Origin of the sequence: Spirillospora sp. CA-142024 (assembly GCF_050942325.1) — a bacterium.
Taxonomy (GTDB): Bacteria; Actinomycetota; Actinomycetes; order Streptosporangiales; family Streptosporangiaceae; genus Spirillospora.
The window spans coordinates 4079014-4096078 of sequence record NZ_CP192077.1; the positions used below are offsets into that span (position 1 = coordinate 4079014).

The window sequence follows — 17065 nt, forward strand, 5'->3', positions numbered from 1 at the left end:
TGGTCACGCCGTGATCGCCCCGGTGAGCAGGGCGGCCGCGGTCATGACGATCGTCGTCCCGAACGCCCAGCCGAAGATGAACCGCTGGTGCGAGCCCAGTTCGACCTTCGTCATCCCGACGAGGATGAACGTCGACGCGGTCAGCGGGCTCAGCGGGAACCCGGTCGTCATCTGGCCGAGCAGTGCGGCGCGGCCGATCTCCGCGGGGTCGCCGCCGAGGCTCGACGTGGTCTCGGCGATGACCGGCATGACGCCGAAGTAGTAGGCGTCCGGGGTGAAGACGAGGCTGAGCGGCATGCTCGTCACCGCGGTGCCGACCGGCAGCAGGCCTCCCGCCCCGTCCGGGACGACCGACACCAGCGCCTCCGCCATCTCCTTGATCATTCCGGTGCCGCCGAGGACGCCGGTGAAGACCCCGGCCGCGAAGATCATCGTGGTGACCAGCACGACGTTCGGGCCGTGCCGGTCGAGCAGCTCGCGCTGCTGGGTCCAGGCGGGCCGGTTGACCAGCACCGCGACCGCGAACGCCAGCGCGAACAGCACCTCCAGCGGCATGAGCTCGGCGACCAGCGCGACGATCAGCGCGATCGTCAGCGCGAGGTTGAACGAGAGCCGCCATCCGGCGGGCGTGCGGAGCTCCGCGGCGGCGGGCGTTCCCGGGCCGCCGCCGGGCACCCCGGTCTCCCGCCCGGCCTCGGTCCCGGGTTCCAGGACGACCTCGCCGCGCCCCTCGTCCCGCAGCCGGGCCCGCTCACGGCGCCCGATCATGCAGGCGGCGAACAGCACCCAGGCGATGCCGGCGGCCATCGCGGGCAGCAGCGGCACGAACAGCTCGGAGCTGTCGAGCTTCAGCGCCGCCATGGCGCGGGCGGTCGGGCCGCCCCACGGGACGAGGTTCATCACCCCGGCGCCCAGGCACACCACGCCGGACAGCACGAGCGGCCGCATCCCGATCCGCTTGTAGATCGGCAGCAGCGCGGACACCGTGATCAGGAAGGTGGACGCGCCGTCGCCGTCCAGCGCGACGCACAGCGTCAGCACGGCGGTGCCGACGGTGATCCGCGTCGGGTCGCCTTTCGCCCAGCGCAGCACCCGGCGGATCACCGGGTCGAACAGCCCGGTGTCGATCATCAGGCTGAAGTACAGCACCGCGAAGGTGATCATGATGGCGACCGGGGCGACCTTGGCCACGCCGTCCGCGATCATCTCGCCGAGCTCGCCGCCGAACCCGCCGGCCAGCGCCGTCGCGACCGGCACCAGCACCAGGCCGAGCAGAACCGACAGGCGCCGCGTGACGGTCAGGGCCAGAAACAGCCCGATGGTCACGAAACCCAGCGTGGCCACCATGGGGACCTCCCTTGTCCGGAGTTGCCCATGAGTGTGAGCCACGGCACTCTTGTGGGTCCAACATCAATTGGACATGCATTGATGCGGTACACGCATGAATTGGGCGCATGAATCGGGCGAGGGCATGGACCTGACCATCCAGCAGTTGCGGATCGTCCTCGCGGTGGCCCGCGAGGGAGGCTTCACGGCGGCGGGGGAGCGGATGCGCCTCGCCCAGTCGTCCCTCAGCCGGACGGTCGCCGAGGTCGAGCGGCGGGTGGGAGTCACGCTGTTCGAGCGTACGACCCGCCAGGTGCTGCTCACCCCCGCCGGGCACGAGTTCGCCGCCGTCGCCGAGCGGATCGTCGGCGAGTTCGACCGGGGCGTCAACCACTTCACCGGGTTCCTCGCCGGGACCCGCGGGCTGGTCCGGATCGCCACGCTGCCGTCCCTGGCGGCGACGCTGCTGCCGCCCGTCGTCTCCCGGTACCGGCGCGAGCGTCCCGACGTGCGCGTCCAGATCGAGGACGCGCTGCTCGGCCAGGTGCTGGAACGCGTCGTCGGCGGGCAGGCCGACCTCGCCGTCACCGTCCTCACCGAGCCGCCCGGCCCGCTCGGATTCCGGCAGATCGCCGCCGACCACTTCTTCTGCGCCTTCCCGCCCGGCGACCCGCTCGGCCGCCGCCGGGCCGGCGAGCCCGTCCCCTGGGCCGACCTCGGCGGACGCGAGTTCATCGCGTTCGACCGGGCCAGCAGCGTCCGGATCTTCGCCGACCGGGGGCTGCGGGAGGCGGGCGTGCGACCCGGCCCGGTCACCGAGGCCCGCAACATCGCCGCCGTCGCCGGGCTCGCGGCGGCCGGGCTCGGGGTGTCGGCGGTGCCCGGGCTGGTGCTCCCGCTCATCGAGTTCGCCCGGCTGGAACGGCGCCCCCTGGAGCGGCCCTCCCTCACCCGGCCGATCGGCGTCGTCTTCGACCCGCGGCGGCCGCAGGCGCCGGCCGTCCGGCATTTCCTGGAGCTTCTGGAGGCGAGCCCGCGGCTCGGTCTCGACCTGCCCGAGGGCGCCGAATGGACCTCTGCGGCGAACGGCCGGTGAAAGGCTGAAAGGACCGTTCACGGGCGTGACGGAGCGGAGTTAGCGTCCGCTCACACGACACTCCTTGGCCCGTGACGGGAGGAACATGGGAAAGCGAAGACGACGGGCACTGGCCGCCGGGGCGGTGCTCGGCCCCGCGATGCTGGCCGGCGCGCTGCTGACCGCCGCGCCGGCGTCCGCGCACGGCGCGATGATGGTGCCCGGCAGCCGCACCTACCTGTGCTGGAAGGACGGGCTGTCCTCCACCGGCCAGATCATCCCGCACAACCCCGCCTGCGCGGCGGCGGTCGCGCAGAGCGGGACGACCTCGCTCTACAACTGGTTCGCCGTGCTGCGCTCGGACGGCGCGGGCCGCACCCGCGGCTTCATCCCCGACGGGAAGCCGTGCAGCGGCGGCGCGGTCGTCTACGACTTCGGCGGCTACGACCTGGCCCGCGACGACTGGCCGGTCACGCACCTGACGTCGGGGGCCGGCATCGAGTTCCGGTACAACAAGTGGGCGGCCCACCCCGGGACGTTCCGCACCTACATCACCAAGGACACCTGGAGCCCGACCCGCCCGCTCAGCTGGGACGACCTGGAGGACCAGCCGTTCTACAGCGTCACCGACCCGCCGAGCGTCGGATCGCCGGGCAACGAGGACGCCTACTACCACTGGAACGCCACGCTGCCGTCCGGCAAGAGCGGCCGCCACATCATCTACACGGTGTGGCAGCGCTCCGACAGCAACGAGACGTTCTACGGCTGCTCCGACGTGGTCTTCGACGGCGGCAACGGCGAGGTGACCGGCGTCGGCGAGGGCGACGGCTCTCCGACCGATCCGCCCGGGAACCCGGGGATGGTCTGCACCGCCGCGTACCGCTCCACCAGCAGCTGGTCCGGCGGCTACCAGGGCGAGATCACCGTCACCAACTCCGGCACGCTCCCGCTCAACGGATGGATGGCGCACTTCACCTTCGCCAACGGCGAGACGGTCGACAGCCTCTGGAACGGCAGCTACACGCAGTCCGGCCCGGACGTGACCGTCAAGAACGCGAACTACAACGGCGCGCTGGCCGTCGGCGCCTCGGCGACGTTCGGGTTCACGGTCAAGGCGCCCGGTTCGGCGACCGCGCTCGAACCGCACTGCATGACCTCCTGACGGAGAGGCCCCGTGACCGGAGCGGGTCACGGGGCCTGCTCTTGCTCGCGGCCGGTTACCGGACGGGCGGGTTGGCGTTCTTGAGCAGCTCCTGGAACTGCGCGGAGAACCAGTGCCCGGACAGCGGCGCGTCCGGCAGCGCCCCGCTCATGTTGTTGTTGTTACGCGGGTTGCCGCCGTACGTCGGGTCGCACATCCGGTCGAAGCCCTTGCCCTCGTCGTTCGGGATCTCCTTGCTGGCCCCGTCCGACTCGCCCGGGGGCTTCATCCACACGTAGGCGTCGACACCGGACGCCGGGGCCGCCTTCGGCCGCTCGCCGAGGCCCGCGCCCGACTGGTTGCACCAGTTGCCGAGGTGGATGCGCCGGTCGGTCCGGCTTCCGTCCACGTAGGCGTCCACGCTCGTCTTCGGTCCGGGACCGGTCGGACGGTTCGCGCCGCCCCAGCCGTTGCGGCTCGTGTCGACGAGCATCCCGATGCCCGGGTCGAAGCCGTCGCTGATCAGCTGCTGGCGGTACGCCTGCGCGTAGGACAGCTCGTCCACGTACCGGTTCCAGTCGACCCACTTGGACTGCCGGACGGACGTGCCGTTCACGCTGTCGTTGATGGTGAAGTAGGGCTCCTGCGTCGCCCCGTAGTTGGCGGTGTTGGTGATGAAGCCGGCGACGTTGCCCTTCGAGCCGGACGCCTGCGCGACGTCGGCGAGCAGCTGCGCGGACGGGGCGAAGTTGTCGTCCCAGCCGAGCCAGCCGTGGTGGCCGATGTCGAGGTAGTTGTAGACGTTGGACAGCGCGCCGAGCTTCTGCAGCGCGTAGGCGATGCCCTTCTCGTAGTTGCCGTTCGCCTTCATCGTGTCGCAGTTCGGGGTGGCGGTCGGCCGGCTGCCGGTGTTGGTGATCAGGTTCGGCAGCGAGTCGATCTCCACGACGGTGACGATCCGCAGATCGGCGTACTTGGCGTCGCCGAGGATCTGCGCGATCGGGTCGATGAACTGCGTCTTGTACTTGTCGAGCTCGGTCGCGCCGAGCTCGCCGTTGGACGCGAGCGCCGCGCAGTCGCGGCCCGGCAGGTCGTAGACGACGAGCTGGATCAGCCCGGCGCCCTGGTCGAGGGCCTCGTCGAGGTGGTCGCGCAGGCTCATCCCGCCGTTCGCGCCCTGGATGGCCGCGATCCGGTCCAGCCACACGCCGGTCGGCTGGTTCGCGATCGCGCCGCCGTCAGCCTCGGCCGCGGCCTTGGCGGACCATTCGGGGTTCACGTACACCTTCGCCCCGGCGTAAGGGTTGTCGGCGCGGTCACCGGACGGCGGGGGATCGGTGGGGTCGGTCGGGCCGGTCGACCCGTCGCAGACGGTTCCGTTCAGCTTGAACTGGGCCGGGGCCTGGTTCGTGCCGGAGTAGGTGCCCTGGAAGCCGGGGCTGACCGACGCGTTCGTGCCCAGCGTCGTCGCCCAGCTCGGGTTCTTCAGGGTGACGTGCTTGCCGGACTGCGTGAACGTCCCGTTCCATCCCGAGGTCACCTGCTGGTTTCCGGCGAAGTCCCACTCCAGGGTCCAGCCGTTGCCGATCGCGTCGCCGAGGTTGGTGACCTTCACGGTGGCGGTGAAGCCGGTGCCCCAGTCGTTGGTGGTGTAGTCGACCTTGCAGCCGGCGGCCGCGCTGGCCTGGGCCTGGGCCAGCGCGACCGTGCCTGAGGCGAGCAGGACGGCCGCGGAGGCGGCCGCGACACCGCGGCGGGCGCCGCGGCTCCTGCGCGCAGGGGGGTGTTTCATCCGGATTCCTCCATCTGGTTGGGGTGGACTTCTTCCGGCGGGTTCAGGGGGCGGACCGCAGGTGGTCGCGGAGCCCGGCGCCGTACGCTGTCGGCGTTCCGTCGTAGGAGCTGATCAGCGAGGGGCCGGTGGAGCAGTCCCAGGTGTTCCACGTCCAGCCGAGATAGGACGCGCCGCGCGCGTCCAGCCAGGCCATCAGCGTGTCGACGTAGGAGTGGCCGCAGGTGTTCTCGCCGATCTCGCCGGCGACGAGCGGGACCTGCGCGGCGACGGGTGCGATCTGCTGGTCCCAGCAGGACGCGTCCTTGCAGTAGTTGAAGTTGTAGGAGTGCCAGGCCGCGGCCAGGTTCCCGGTGGGGTCGGACGGCTTCTGGGCGAGCCACTGGCCGAGATCGTTGGAGTAGCTGCTGCCCGCGACCATGACGACGTTCTGCGCGCCGGTGGCCCGGACCGCGTCCAGGAGGTCCTGCATCCCGGCGGCCTCGTAGGTCAGGCCCGTGCAGGCCGAGCCGCCGTCACGCCAGCACTTCCACGACTGGGCGTAGTCCATGACCTGGAGGTTGTTCGGGTACGGCTCGTTGAACAGGTCGAACACGACGGCCGTGTCGCCCTTGTACGCGGTGGCGAGCTGCTTCCAGAATTCGGTCGCGTACTGGGCGTCCGGCATGGGCTTCTGGCATTCGGCGCCGGCGGTCTGGCAATGGCTGTCGTAGCCCGCCCACAGCCCGTGGCTCCAGTGCAGTTCCAGGATCGGCGTGATGCCGTTGTTCTCCAGCAGGGCGACGTAATTCTTGACGGCGTTCTGGTAGGCCGCGCCGCGATAGGCGGAGTCGACGTTGTCCAAGCCCAGCCAGCAGTCGGAGTTGAGCGGAACACGGACGGCGTTGACGTTCCAGCTCTTAATGGCGGTGACCGAGGACGCGTCCATCGGGCCGTCCCATATTCCGTTGCCCTGGACGCACGCGAACTCGCCGCCGGACCGGTTCACGCCGCGCAGCCGCACCGTGCCGCCGTCCGCGCCGACGAACTTGTTCCCCGACACCTTCAGCTTCGGCGCCGGCCCGTCGGACGGGGGGTCGGTCGGACCGGTGCCGCCGTTGCAGGCCGTCCCGTTGACGGCGAAGCCGACCGGGGCGGAGTTGGTGCCGCTGTAGGTGAACTGCGCGCCGGCCTGGATCGCCGCGCCGGTCGCGAGGGACGCGTTCCAGCTCTCGTTGGCGACCGTGACCGCCGCGCCGGACTGCGACCACCGGCCGTTCCAGCCGCTCGTGAGCCGCTGGTTCCCGGTGTAGGAATACGTCAGCGTCCAGCCGTTCATGGCCGGTCCCCGGTTGGTGATCGTGACGGCGGCCGTGAATCCGGTGCCCCAGTCATTGGTGGAGTAGTCGACCTGGCAGGCGACGGCGGCATGGGCCGCCGGCGCGCCGAGCACGTTCCCGGTTCCGGCGACCAGCGAGCCCGCGGTGCACAGGGCACCGGTGAGCGCGGCCACCGCGGCGGTGCGGGGGGAAAGCGATCTCATTGGATCTCCGCTTTCACATCGGGTGTTTCCGTTTGGGAGCGCTCCCACTCCTGGACTGCGGTGAACGTAGAACGCCCCCGACGTGGCATGGAAGCCTTGTTCCATTCCTTTCACGGAGTAATTCGTTCCGGCGGCGGCCTTGACACGATCGGCCTCCGAACGGATTCTTGGGAGCGCTCCCACTACTCCCGACCCGGTCCACCCCCGCGAAAGGCCGGGAACCCTCGAAGGGAGTGCCGAAAGCGTGACCATCACCCACCCCCCGGAAGACCCCGCCGTCCCCGGCCGCCCCCCGACCCTCGCCCACGTCGCGCAGCTCGCCGGCGTGTCGCCCGCCACCGCGTCCCGCGTGCTCAACGGCTCGGCCCGGGTCAGCAGGTCGGCGCGCCTCCAGGTCGAGGCGGCCGTCGAGCGGCTCGGCTACGTCCGGCGCCGGGCCGCCTCCCCCGACCGGGAGTCGTCCGGCACGATCGCCGCCGTCGTGTGCGAGGACGGCTGCCGCGTCCTCGGCGACCCCTTCTTCGCCCGCCTGCTGTGGGGCGTCCGGCGGGAGCTGGACGGCCGCGCGCCGCTCGTCGTGCTCCTGGCCGGCCGGGCGGACGAGTGGCGGGCGACCACCGGCTACCTGCGCGGCGGCCGCGCCGAGGGCGTCCTGCTCGTCGGGGCCCGCCGCGACCAGGTCGCCCCGCTCGTGCAGGCCGCGGCCGGCGCGCCCGTCGTGCTCGCCGGGCGGCCCCTCGACGAGGTGGCGCTCCCGTACGTCGACGTCGACAACCGGGGCGGCGCGCACGCCGCCGTCCGGCACCTGCTCGCCTCCGGCCGCCGCCGCATCGGCACCATCGCCGGGCCCGCCGACATGGGCGCGGCCGTCGACCGGCTGGCCGGCTACCGGCTCGCGGCGCAGGAGGCCGGGATGGGCGTCAACGGGCTCGTCTGCCAGGGCGACTTCGGCCGGCTCTCCGGCGAGCGGGCGATGCGCCGGCTGCTGGAACGGCGTCCGGACGTCGACGCCGTGCTCGCCGCGTCCGACCAGATGGCGGTCGGGGCGCTCAGCGCGCTGCGCCGGGCGGGACGCCGCGTGCCCGACGACGTCGCGGTCGTCGGGTTCGACGACGCCCCGGTCGCGCGGCAGGTGCGGCCCCGGCTGACGACCGTCCGGCAACCGGCCGAGGACCTCGGCGCCCGGCTCGCCCGCGAGTTGCGCGCCTGTACCGGCGGCAGGCCGAGCACCGACCGCGGCGTCGTGCTGCGCACCAAGTTGATCATCCGGGAGTCCGGCTGACGGCCCCGGGCTGACGCGGGCCCCGTCCCGCACCCCACGCGACCACCGCCGCCGGGCTCCGCCGGTGGTGGAGCCCGCCATGCCCGGACATCGGGCGCAACAGGAAGGAACACAGTGAGAAGACGTCAACGATGGCGCGCGTTCACGGCGGTGGGCGCGACGCTGACGCTGCTCTGCGGCGGCCTGGGCGTCATGGCCCCGGCGCATGCCGCGGCGGCGTCCTGCAAGGTCGTCTACAAGAAGAACGACTGGGGCGGCGGCTTCACCGCGAGCATCGACATCAGCAATCAGGGTGACACGCTGGACGGCTGGAAGCTGACGTACTCCTACTCGGGGAACCAGAAGCTGACCAGCGGCTGGTCGGCCAAGTGGTCGCAGTCGGGCCAGGCCGTCACCGTCGAGAACGAAAGCTGGAACAGGACGCTGGCCTCCGGCGCGTCGGTGAACGTCGGCGCGCAGTTCACCTACAGCGGGACCAACACCGACCCCTCCGCGTTCAGCCTCAACGGCACCCCCTGCAACCAGAGTTCGTCCGCACCGACGGTGGCGCTGACCAGCCCGTCCGCCGGCGCGACCTACTCGGTGGGCGCCGCGGTGCCGCTTGCGGCGACCGCGACCGCCGGGTCCGGGGCATCGGTGTCCAAGGTCGAGTTCTACGACCAGGACGGCCTGCTCGGCGATGCCGACACGAGCGCGCCCTACGGGCTGACCTGGACGCCGTCGAAGGCGGGCGACCACTCGATCTATGCCAAGGTGACCGACAGCACCGGCGCGACGGCCGAGTCCGCGCCGGTCGGCATCACGGTGACCGCCGAGGCGAGCGTTGTCGCGAGCCCCGCCGCGCTGACGGTCGCCCAGGGCGCCAAGGCCACGTACGCGGTGAAACTGTCGGAGGCGCCGTCCGCGAACGTGACCGTGGCGACGACCCGGACCGCGGGCAACAGCGGCCTGTCCGTGACCGCAGGCGGGACGCTCACCTTCACGCCGCAGAACTGGTCCACCGCCCAGAACGTCACGATCACCGCGGACGCCTCGGGCACGGGCCAGGCGACGTTCACCTCGTCCGCGCCCGGCCACGCGGCGGCGAAGGTCACCGCGACCGAGGTGGCGACCTCCGGCGACACCTACACCCAGCGGTTCCTCGACCAGTACAACAAGATCAAGGACCCCGCGAACGGCTACTTCAGCCCCGAGGGCATCCCGTACCACTCGGTGGAGACGTTCATGGTCGAGGCCCCCGACCACGGGCACGAGACGACGTCCGAGGCGTACAGCTACCTCATCTGGCTGGAGGCCATGTACGGCAAGGTCACGCAGAACTGGGCTCCCTTCAACGCCTCCTGGGCGCTGATGGAGAAGTACATGATCCCGACGCACACGGACCAGCCGACGAACTCGTTCTACAACGCGTCCAAGCCCGCCACCTACGCCGCCGAGCACCCCGAGGTGAGCGACTACCCGTCGCAGATCGACGGGGGCATCCCCGTCGGGCAGGACCCGATCGCGAGCGAGCTGAAGTCCGCCTACGGCACCGACGACATCTACGGCATGCACTGGCTGCAGGACGTCGACAACGTCTACGGCTACGGGAACACGCCGGGCGGCGGCTGTGAGGAGGGCCCGGGCGCCGACGGCCCGTCCTACATCAACACCTACCAGCGCGGCTCGCAGGAGTCAGTGTTCGAGACCGTCCCGCAGCCGACGTGCGACAAGTTCGCCTTCGGCGGCACCAACGGGTACCTCGACCTGTTCATCAAGGACTCGTCCTACGCCCGGCAGTGGAAGTTCACCGACGCTCCGGACGCCGACGCGCGCGCCATCCAGGCCGCGTACTGGGCGAACGCCTGGGCCAAGGACCAGGGCAAGTCCGGCGACGTCTCGGCCACCGTGGCGAAGGCCGGAAAGATGGGCGACTACCTGCGCTACTCGTTCTTCGACAAGTACTTCAAGAAGATCGGAGCCTGCCGCCCGGCCTCGTCCTGCCCGGCCGGGACGGGCAAGGACAGCGAGCACTACCTGCTGTCCTGGTACTACGCATGGGGCGGCGCGACGGACACGAGCGCCGGCTGGGCTTGGCGCATCGGCGACGGCGCCTCGCACTTCGGCTACCAGAACCCGCTGACCGCATACGCGCTCGTGAACGACGCGGCGCTGGCGCCGAAGGGCGCGACGGCCAAGGCCGACTGGGGGAAGAGCCTCACCCGGCAGCTGCAGCTCTACAAATGGCTGCAGTCCGCCGAGGGCGCGATCGCAGGCGGCGTCACCAACAGCTGGGAGGGCAGCTACAGCACCCCGCCTGCCGGCCTGACCGAGTTCTTCGGCATGGCCTACGACTGGCAGCCCGTCTACCACGACCCGCCGAGCAACCAGTGGTTCGGCTTCCAGGCGTGGTCGATGGAACGCGTGGCCGAGTACTACCAGGTCACCGGTGACGCGTCCGCCAAGGCGATCCTCGACAAGTGGGTCTCGTGGGCGCTGGCGCAGACGACGGCCGACCCGTCCACCGGCAGCATCAAGATCCCGTCCACGCTGAAGTGGACCGGACAGCCGGATGCGAACTGGTCCTCGTCCTCCGGCATGCCGTCCGCGAACACCGGCCTGCACGTCTCGGTGCAGGACTACACCGACGACGTCGGCGTGGCCGCCGCGTACGCCAAGACTCTGACGTACTACGCCGCCAAGTCCGGTGACGCCGACGCCAAGCAGACCGCCAAGGACCTGCTCGACGCCATCTGGAAGCACACCGACGCGAAGGGCGTCTCGGTCCAGGAGACCAAGACCGACTACAGGCGCGTCACGGATCCGGTCTACGTCCCGTCCGGCTGGAGCGGCAAGATGCCGAACGGCGACCCGATCAACTCCAGTTCGACCTTCCTGTCCATCCGTTCCTTCTACAAGAGCGACCCCGACTACGCCCGCGTGGCGGCCTACGCCAACGGCACCAGCTCGACCGCACCGGTGTTCACCTACCACCGCTTCTGGGCCCAGGCCGACGTGGCCCTGGCCATGGCCGACTACGGCCGCCTCTTCAGCGAGTGACCTGGAAGGAGTTCGCAGCCTGACCTGCGGCGGCCCGTGGGGGCACCCCTGCCACGGGCCGCTCGGGTATGCGAACATATGTTCGTGTCCGGTGGTGCCTCGATCCTGCATGCCGACCTGGACGCGTTCTACGCGTCGGTCGAGCAGCGGGACGATCCGGCGCTGCGCGGGCGGCCGGTGATCGTGGGCGGCGGCGTCGTGCTGGCCGCCAGCTACGAGGCCAAGGCCCACGGCGTGCGGACGGCGATGAGCGGCGGCCAGGCACGGCGGCTGTGCCCGCGGGCGATCGTCGTCCCGCCGCGCATGAGCGCCTACAGCGCGGCGAGCAAGGCGGTGTTCGCCGTGTTCCGGGCGACGACGCCCTTGGTGGAGGGGCTGTCGATCGACGAGGCCTTCCTGGACGTGGACGGGCTGCGGCGGGAGCCCGCGGAGGTCGCCGCGCGGCTGCGGCGGGAGATCGCCGAGGAGGTCGGGCTGCCGATCACGGTCGGGGTGGCGCGCACCAAGTTCCTCGCCAAGGTCGCCAGCGGCGTCGCCAAACCGGACGGGCTCCTCGTGGTGCCGCCGGACGGAGAGCTGGACTTCCTGCGCCCGCTCCCGGTGCGGCGGCTCTGGGGCGTCGGCCCGGCCACCGCCGCCAAGCTCGCCGGGTTCGGCGTCACCACGGTCGGGGACGTGGCGGACATGCCCGAGTCCACGCTGGTGTCGATGCTCGGCCCGGGTGCGGGGCGCCACCTGCACGCTCTGGCGCTCAACCGCGACCCCCGTCCCGTGCGGACGGGGGTACGCCGGCGGTCGATGGGCGCGCAGCGGGCGCTCGGCCGCCGCCGACGCTCGCCCGAGGAACTCGACGCGATGCTGGTCGGCCTCGTGGACCGGCTCGGCGGCCGGCTGCGCAAGGCCCGGCGCGTGTGCCGGACGATCACGCTCCGGCTGCGTTTCGGCGACTACGCCCGCGCCACGCGCTCGCACACGCTGGCCCAGGCGACCGCCGAGACCCCGGCGATCCTGGCCGCCGCTCGGGGCCTGCTCGCCGCCGCGGCGCCGCTGATCGAGAGCCGGGGCCTGACCCTCATCGGCGTGTCGCTCGGCAATCTGCACGACGACCGGGCCGTCCAGCTGGCGCTCCCGTTCGACCAGGCCACGGCCGTGGACACGGCGGTCGACGACGTCCGCAGCCGGTTCGGCTCGTCCGCCATCACCCGCGCCGTCCTGCTGGGCCGCGACCAGGGCGTCTCGGTCCCGATGCTCCCGGACTGACCGGCGCTCACGGTCGGTCCGGGTGCGAGCACTCCGCGCTCCATGAGACGATGATCTTCCGGGGAGCGAGTGGAGTCGCGATGGACGATGAGAGGTGGTCTCCCGCCGAGGTCGATCTGGTGACGCCGAACACGGCCCGGATCTACGACTACCTGCTCGGTGGCAAGGACAACTACGCGGCCGACCGGGAGGTGGCCGAGCAGCTGCTCGCGGTCATCCCCGAGGCGCGGATGGCGGCGCGGGAGAACCAGGCGTTCGTCGGGCGCGCGGTCCGTCATCTCGCCCGGGAGGGCGTCCGGCAGTTCATCGACATCGGCTGCAAGCTGCCCGCGCGCGGCAACGTCCACGAGGTCGTCGTCGAGGTCGCGCCCGCCTCCACGGTCGTGTTCGCGGACGGGGACCCCGTCGTCCTGGCGCACGCCCGGGCCCTGCTCGCCAGGACCGCGCGCGCCGCCGTCGTCCAGTGCGACCCGAAGAGTCCCGAGGCGGTCACCGGCGACCCGCAGGTGCGGGCTCTGATCGACTTCGAGCAGCCGGTGGCGGTCGTGCTCGACCGCGTCCTGCACTTCATCGACGACACCGCCGAGGCGGCCGCCGCCGTCCGCCGCCTGCACGCGGCTCTGGCGCCGGGCAGCCACCTCGTGTTCACGCACATCACCCAGGACCCCGAGCCCGAGTCCGGAAGCGACGTCGGCAAGGTGTTCAAGCCGACCGCCGGTCACTTCTGGGGCCGCAGCCGCGCCGAGATCGAGGAGATCGTCGGTTCCTTCGACCTCCTGGAACCGGGCCTGACCTACACTTCGCTGTGGCGGCCCGACCTGTCCGCCGCGGGAGTCTCCCACCCCGAGCGCACCTTCACCCTGGCGGGCGTGGGCCACCGCCTCTGAACGGGGCCGGCGCTCAGGACGGAACGAGCCGCCGATAGCGGCCGCGCACGCCGAACCGCCCCCGGACACCGAACCGGCTCCGTGCCGCGGCCGCCGCGGCGGCGTCGTGCACCCAGCCCTGATGGCTGCGGCCGGTGACCTCCAGCCGGACGAGCGGTGCGTAGGAGTCGGCCCGGATCCCCTCGTAGCCGTGCCGCACGATCGAGTGGTAGATGTCCTCGGACACGACCAGGACGAGCGGTGCCCCGGCGCGCCGCAGCGCGCTCCTCGCCTCCGCCGAGTCCAGCAGCCGGAAGGCGACGTCGAGCGCCTCACCGAAATTGCCGCGGCCGTCGTTGTGCACCTCGCCGGCGTGCACGACGACGCGAATGCGAATGCGCCGGTCGAGGTCCGCCGCCTCGGTCATTCTCGAATTGTATTCGGCCAGCAGTGCGGACAGGATCGGCACGACCGGGTGCAGCAGCAGCGTTTTCGGGACCTCGTCGAAAGGGTGCACGAGAACGAGCGCCCCGTCGCCCCGGTCGACGTAGGCCTCGCGGTAGCGCTCCTCGATTCCGGCCCGCAGGAACGCCTCCTCCAGCAGCCGGTAAAGGGTGCGCCGCAGCTCGGCCTTCACCGGGTCGGTGCGGGTGGTCGAGCCCTCGATGTCCACCGCCAGGATCGCCCGGTAGCGCGGGCGGACCCGGGCCCGGTCCACGATCGGGAGCGCCGGGGCGGACGCGTCGACGAGCACGGGCCGCCGGGCCCCCGCCCCGCCCGTGCCGTCCGCGGCGGTGTCCGGCCCGGTGCGGACCGGCCACCCGCCCCGCACGGCCGTCTCGTGGTTCATTTCCCCCGTGCCCCTTTCCACCGGTCACCCCATTGTCCGGCGGAAAACGATCCTGGCATTACCCGCCCGCACCGGCAACCCAGGCTCTCCCCGGACGATTCACCGGGTTTTCCCGGTGAATGTCAATTCTTTTCCGCCGGCAAGAGGCCGGAACGGCGCCGAGCATCGATCGGATAACGGCCCTGTGGGCGCGCGGCGGAGTCGGGGAGACTTCCGGTGCGGCCGCCGGCCGGGAGCCGCGCGGCGCTGCCGCGTTCCGGGAAAGCACGGACCCGCGCACCGTGGGTTTCCGGTGGCAGGACGCGGGCCGAGGTCCCAGCATGGAAAGGATGGTCGTGGTGATTTCCGCACCGCGGAGGCGCAGGTCGCCGCCGTGGTTCGGGGCGGAGACGAGGCGCGCCCTCGTCGCCGGCCTGGCGGCGGCGGGGCTGGCGCTCCTCGCGGGCTGGCCGTACTGGCGGCACCATCCGGCCGCCGCCGCGATCACGCTGGTGAGCTGCGCGGCGATCGCCGTGGTGGGCGTGCTGCTGGCGACCGGCGGGCGGACCCGCCGGACCGGGCTGCTGTTCGTGGCGGCGTCGTTCTTCTGGGCGGTCAACTGGGCGGCCAGCTGGGACGCGACCGTCGGGCCGATCATGTCGCCGTACGCCCAGGCCGACTTCTACCTCGCCCTCGCCGTGGGCGTCCTGCTGTACCCCGGCGGGCGGCTGGAGTACCTGGCCGACCGGATCTGGACGGGTCTGGCGTGCGTGATCCTCTGGGGCTGCCCGACCGCGCTGTGGGTCACGTCCAAGCCGGAATGGGCCGCCTTCCAGGGCGAGTCGGTGTGGTGGCCCGCGCCGTTCCCCGACAGGGAGGCCTTCCGGATCGTCCTGGAGGTGTCCGGTGTGCTGTACGTCTTCCTGGCCCTGGCGTTCGCCGTCGTGCTGCTGCTCCGGCTGCCGCGGATGGGCAGGATGCGGCGGCTCCTCACCCTCCCGGTGACCGTCGCGGTCGGGTTCGTCGGCGTCCTGGCCGCGCTCACCCAGAAGCCGATCATGGAGGACTCGATCCCACTGGACGACCTGCTCCGCGTCTACGTGGTGCAGGGCGCGGTGGTCGTGCTGGTCCCGCTCACCCTGCTGGCGTCCGGGCTGCGGGTCCGCATCGCCGAGCTGACGGTCGCCGGCCGGCTGCTCCGGCTCACCGCCCCCGTGTCGGTCGAACGTATCCGCGACGCGTTGCGGGACGTCCTGCACGACCCGACGCTGGAGCTCTGGTTCTGGGCGCCGATGGAGCAGACCTACGTCGACACCGCCGGGCGGCCCGTCCCGCTCGACCTGGCGGGCGACGACGAGGGTGACGGCGGTGAGGGGGGACGCTGGCGGCACCGGGTGCGCAGCGCCGCCGGGGATCCGCTCGCCGTCGTGGAGCTCGGCGGAGCCCTCCGCGACCACGGCTCCCTCGTGGAGGCCGCGCTCGTCGCGGGCGGCCGGGCGCTGGAGACGGCGCGGCTGCAGGCGAGCGTCCAGGCGGGCCTCGAACAGGTCAGGTCCGCGTACCGGCGCCTCGTCCGGGCCGAGACGGCCGAGCGCGAACGGCTCGCCCGCGACCTGCACGACGGCGCGCAGCAGCGGCTGCTGGCGCTCGGCGCCATGCTCGGGACGCTGGAGGCCGTCACCGACGACCCGGCGGTGAAGGAGCACGCCCGGACCTGCCGCGCCGAGCTGATGGGGGCGCTCGCCGAACTGCGCGCGCTCGCCCGCGAGGTCCAGCCGGCGCTGCTCGTCCAGGACGGCCTGGGCCCGGCGCTGGAGGTGGTCGCCGAGCGGCTCGGCATCCGCGTCAAGCTCGACGTCACGCCGCGGCGGTACTCCCGCGAGATCGAGTCCACGCTTTACTCGGCGCTTTGCGAGACGCTGTCGTACGCTGTCGACCGCGCGCGTGCGACCCAGGTGTCCGTGCGGGTCGGCGAGGAGGACGGACGGCTGGTCGCGGAGGTCGGCCTGGACGCCCGCGGCTCCACCGACCCGGAGGCGGAACTGGCCGGGCTGTCCGGCCGGATCAGGGCGCTGCGCGGCCAGGTCGACATCGGCGGCGAGCCCGGCGCGGGCACGAGGATAAGGATGGATCTGCCATGCGAGTAGCCGTGGCGGAGGACAGCGGGATCTTCCGGCAGGCGCTGGTCACCCTGCTCACCACGGTCGGGATCGACGTCGTGGTGTCCGCCGGCTCCGGGGAGGAACTGCTGGCCCGCGTCGCCGACGACCCGCCCGACGTGGCCATCGTCGACCTGCACATGCCCCCGACGTTCACCAACGAGGGCGTCGTCGCGGCGCGCCGGCTCCTCGACCGCCACCCCGGCCTCGGCGTCCTCGTGCTGTCCGCCTTCAACGAGACCCCGCAGGCGATGGAGCTGTTCCGCGACCAGCCGCGCGGCGTCGGCTACCTGCTGAAGGACCACGTCACGGACGTGGAGAACCTGAGGTCGGCGCTGGAGCGGGTCATGAGCGGCGAGGTGGTCATCGACCCGGACGTGGTGACCCGGCTCGTCGAGGCCCGGCACCGCGAGCACGAACTCGCCCTGCTGTCCGGGCGCGAGCGCGAGGTACTGGCGCTGATGGCCGAGGGCCACTCCAACGCGGGGATCGGCAAGCGGCTGCACCTGTCCGCCCGCACCGTCGAGGACCACGTGCGGGCCATCTTCACCAAGCTCAAGATCACTTCGTCGGGCGGCCCGCCGGGTCCGCAGGACAGCAACAAGCGCGTGCTCGCCGTCCTGACGTGGCTGCGCGCCGCCGAGACCCGCTGACCGGATGCGGACACGCCCGCCCATCGCGGACCACGCCTCCAGCGCATCAATCGGATAACGGCCCCTCGCGTTCCCGGCGCACGGTGGTGAAAACTGACCGTGCGAGCCGGGTCGCGTTGGG

Annotated in this window: 12 protein-coding genes; 8 read left to right on the forward strand and 4 right to left on the reverse strand. The window is 71.9% G+C overall.

Annotation, left to right across the window (positions count from 1 at the left end; genetic code table 11):
- Positions 1-3: 3 nt before the first annotated feature.
- Entirely contained in the window at positions 4-1347 is a 1344-nt protein-coding gene (locus ACQPZP_RS19720; protein WP_433479057.1) for a CitMHS family transporter, read from the reverse strand.
- Between the two features lie 94 nt (positions 1348-1441).
- Between ACQPZP_RS19720 and ACQPZP_RS19725 the strand changes: the two genes are divergently transcribed.
- Positions 1442-2422, forward strand: a complete 981-nt coding sequence (locus ACQPZP_RS19725; RefSeq protein ID WP_433479058.1) for a LysR family transcriptional regulator — start codon at positions 1442-1444, stop codon at positions 2420-2422.
- A gap of 85 nt (positions 2423-2507) precedes the next feature.
- Positions 2508-3563, forward strand: coding sequence for a lytic polysaccharide monooxygenase auxiliary activity family 9 protein (locus ACQPZP_RS19730; protein ID WP_433479059.1), 1056 nt, complete (start codon positions 2508-2510; stop codon positions 3561-3563).
- Between the two features lie 55 nt (positions 3564-3618).
- On the opposite strand, the gene ACQPZP_RS19735 is transcribed toward ACQPZP_RS19730, so the two are convergent.
- Both ACQPZP_RS19735 and ACQPZP_RS19740 read right to left on the reverse strand, forming a co-directional pair.
- The gene (locus tag ACQPZP_RS19735; RefSeq protein WP_433479060.1) at positions 3619-5334 is read right to left on the reverse strand and encodes a glycoside hydrolase family 6 protein; all 1716 of its coding nucleotides are present in this window, start codon (positions 5332-5334) and stop codon (positions 3619-3621) included.
- Between the two features lie 43 nt (positions 5335-5377).
- Complete coding sequence (locus ACQPZP_RS19740) at positions 5378-6856, reverse strand: cellulase family glycosylhydrolase (RefSeq protein ID WP_433479061.1); 1479 nt, start codon at positions 6854-6856, stop codon at positions 5378-5380.
- A gap of 244 nt (positions 6857-7100) precedes the next feature.
- Here ACQPZP_RS19740 and ACQPZP_RS19745 point away from each other — a divergent pair, with 244 nt between their 5' ends.
- From ACQPZP_RS19745 to ACQPZP_RS19760, 4 genes are all read left to right on the forward strand, one after another.
- Complete coding sequence (locus tag ACQPZP_RS19745; protein WP_433479062.1) at positions 7101-8138, forward strand: LacI family DNA-binding transcriptional regulator; 1038 nt, start codon at positions 7101-7103, stop codon at positions 8136-8138.
- A 114-nt stretch (positions 8139-8252) separates the two neighbouring features.
- On the forward strand, positions 8253-11177 hold the full coding sequence (locus ACQPZP_RS19750) for a glycoside hydrolase family 48 protein (protein ID WP_433479063.1): 2925 nt from the start codon (positions 8253-8255) through the stop codon (positions 11175-11177).
- A gap of 84 nt (positions 11178-11261) precedes the next feature.
- A complete protein-coding gene (dinB, locus tag ACQPZP_RS19755) occupies positions 11262-12437 on the forward strand; it encodes a DNA polymerase IV (protein WP_433479064.1) in 1176 nt (391 codons plus the stop codon).
- 80 nt (positions 12438-12517) lie between these two features.
- The gene (locus ACQPZP_RS19760) at positions 12518-13324 is read left to right on the forward strand and encodes an SAM-dependent methyltransferase (RefSeq protein WP_433479065.1); all 807 of its coding nucleotides are present in this window, start codon (positions 12518-12520) and stop codon (positions 13322-13324) included.
- 13 nt (positions 13325-13337) lie between these two features.
- Here the strand turns inward: ACQPZP_RS19760 and ACQPZP_RS19765 are convergent, their stop codons facing one another.
- A complete protein-coding gene (locus ACQPZP_RS19765) occupies positions 13338-14153 on the reverse strand; it encodes a hypothetical protein (RefSeq protein WP_433479066.1) in 816 nt (271 codons plus the stop codon).
- Between the two features lie 329 nt (positions 14154-14482).
- Here ACQPZP_RS19765 and ACQPZP_RS19770 point away from each other — a divergent pair, with 329 nt between their 5' ends.
- A complete protein-coding gene (locus ACQPZP_RS19770; RefSeq protein ID WP_433479067.1) occupies positions 14483-16279 on the forward strand; it encodes a sensor histidine kinase in 1797 nt (598 codons plus the stop codon).
- Complete coding sequence (locus ACQPZP_RS19775; protein ID WP_433479068.1) at positions 16270-16944, forward strand: response regulator transcription factor; 675 nt, start codon at positions 16270-16272, stop codon at positions 16942-16944. The genes ACQPZP_RS19770 and ACQPZP_RS19775 overlap by 10 nt, the downstream gene beginning before the upstream one ends.
- The last annotated feature ends 121 nt before the right edge of the window (positions 16945-17065 follow it).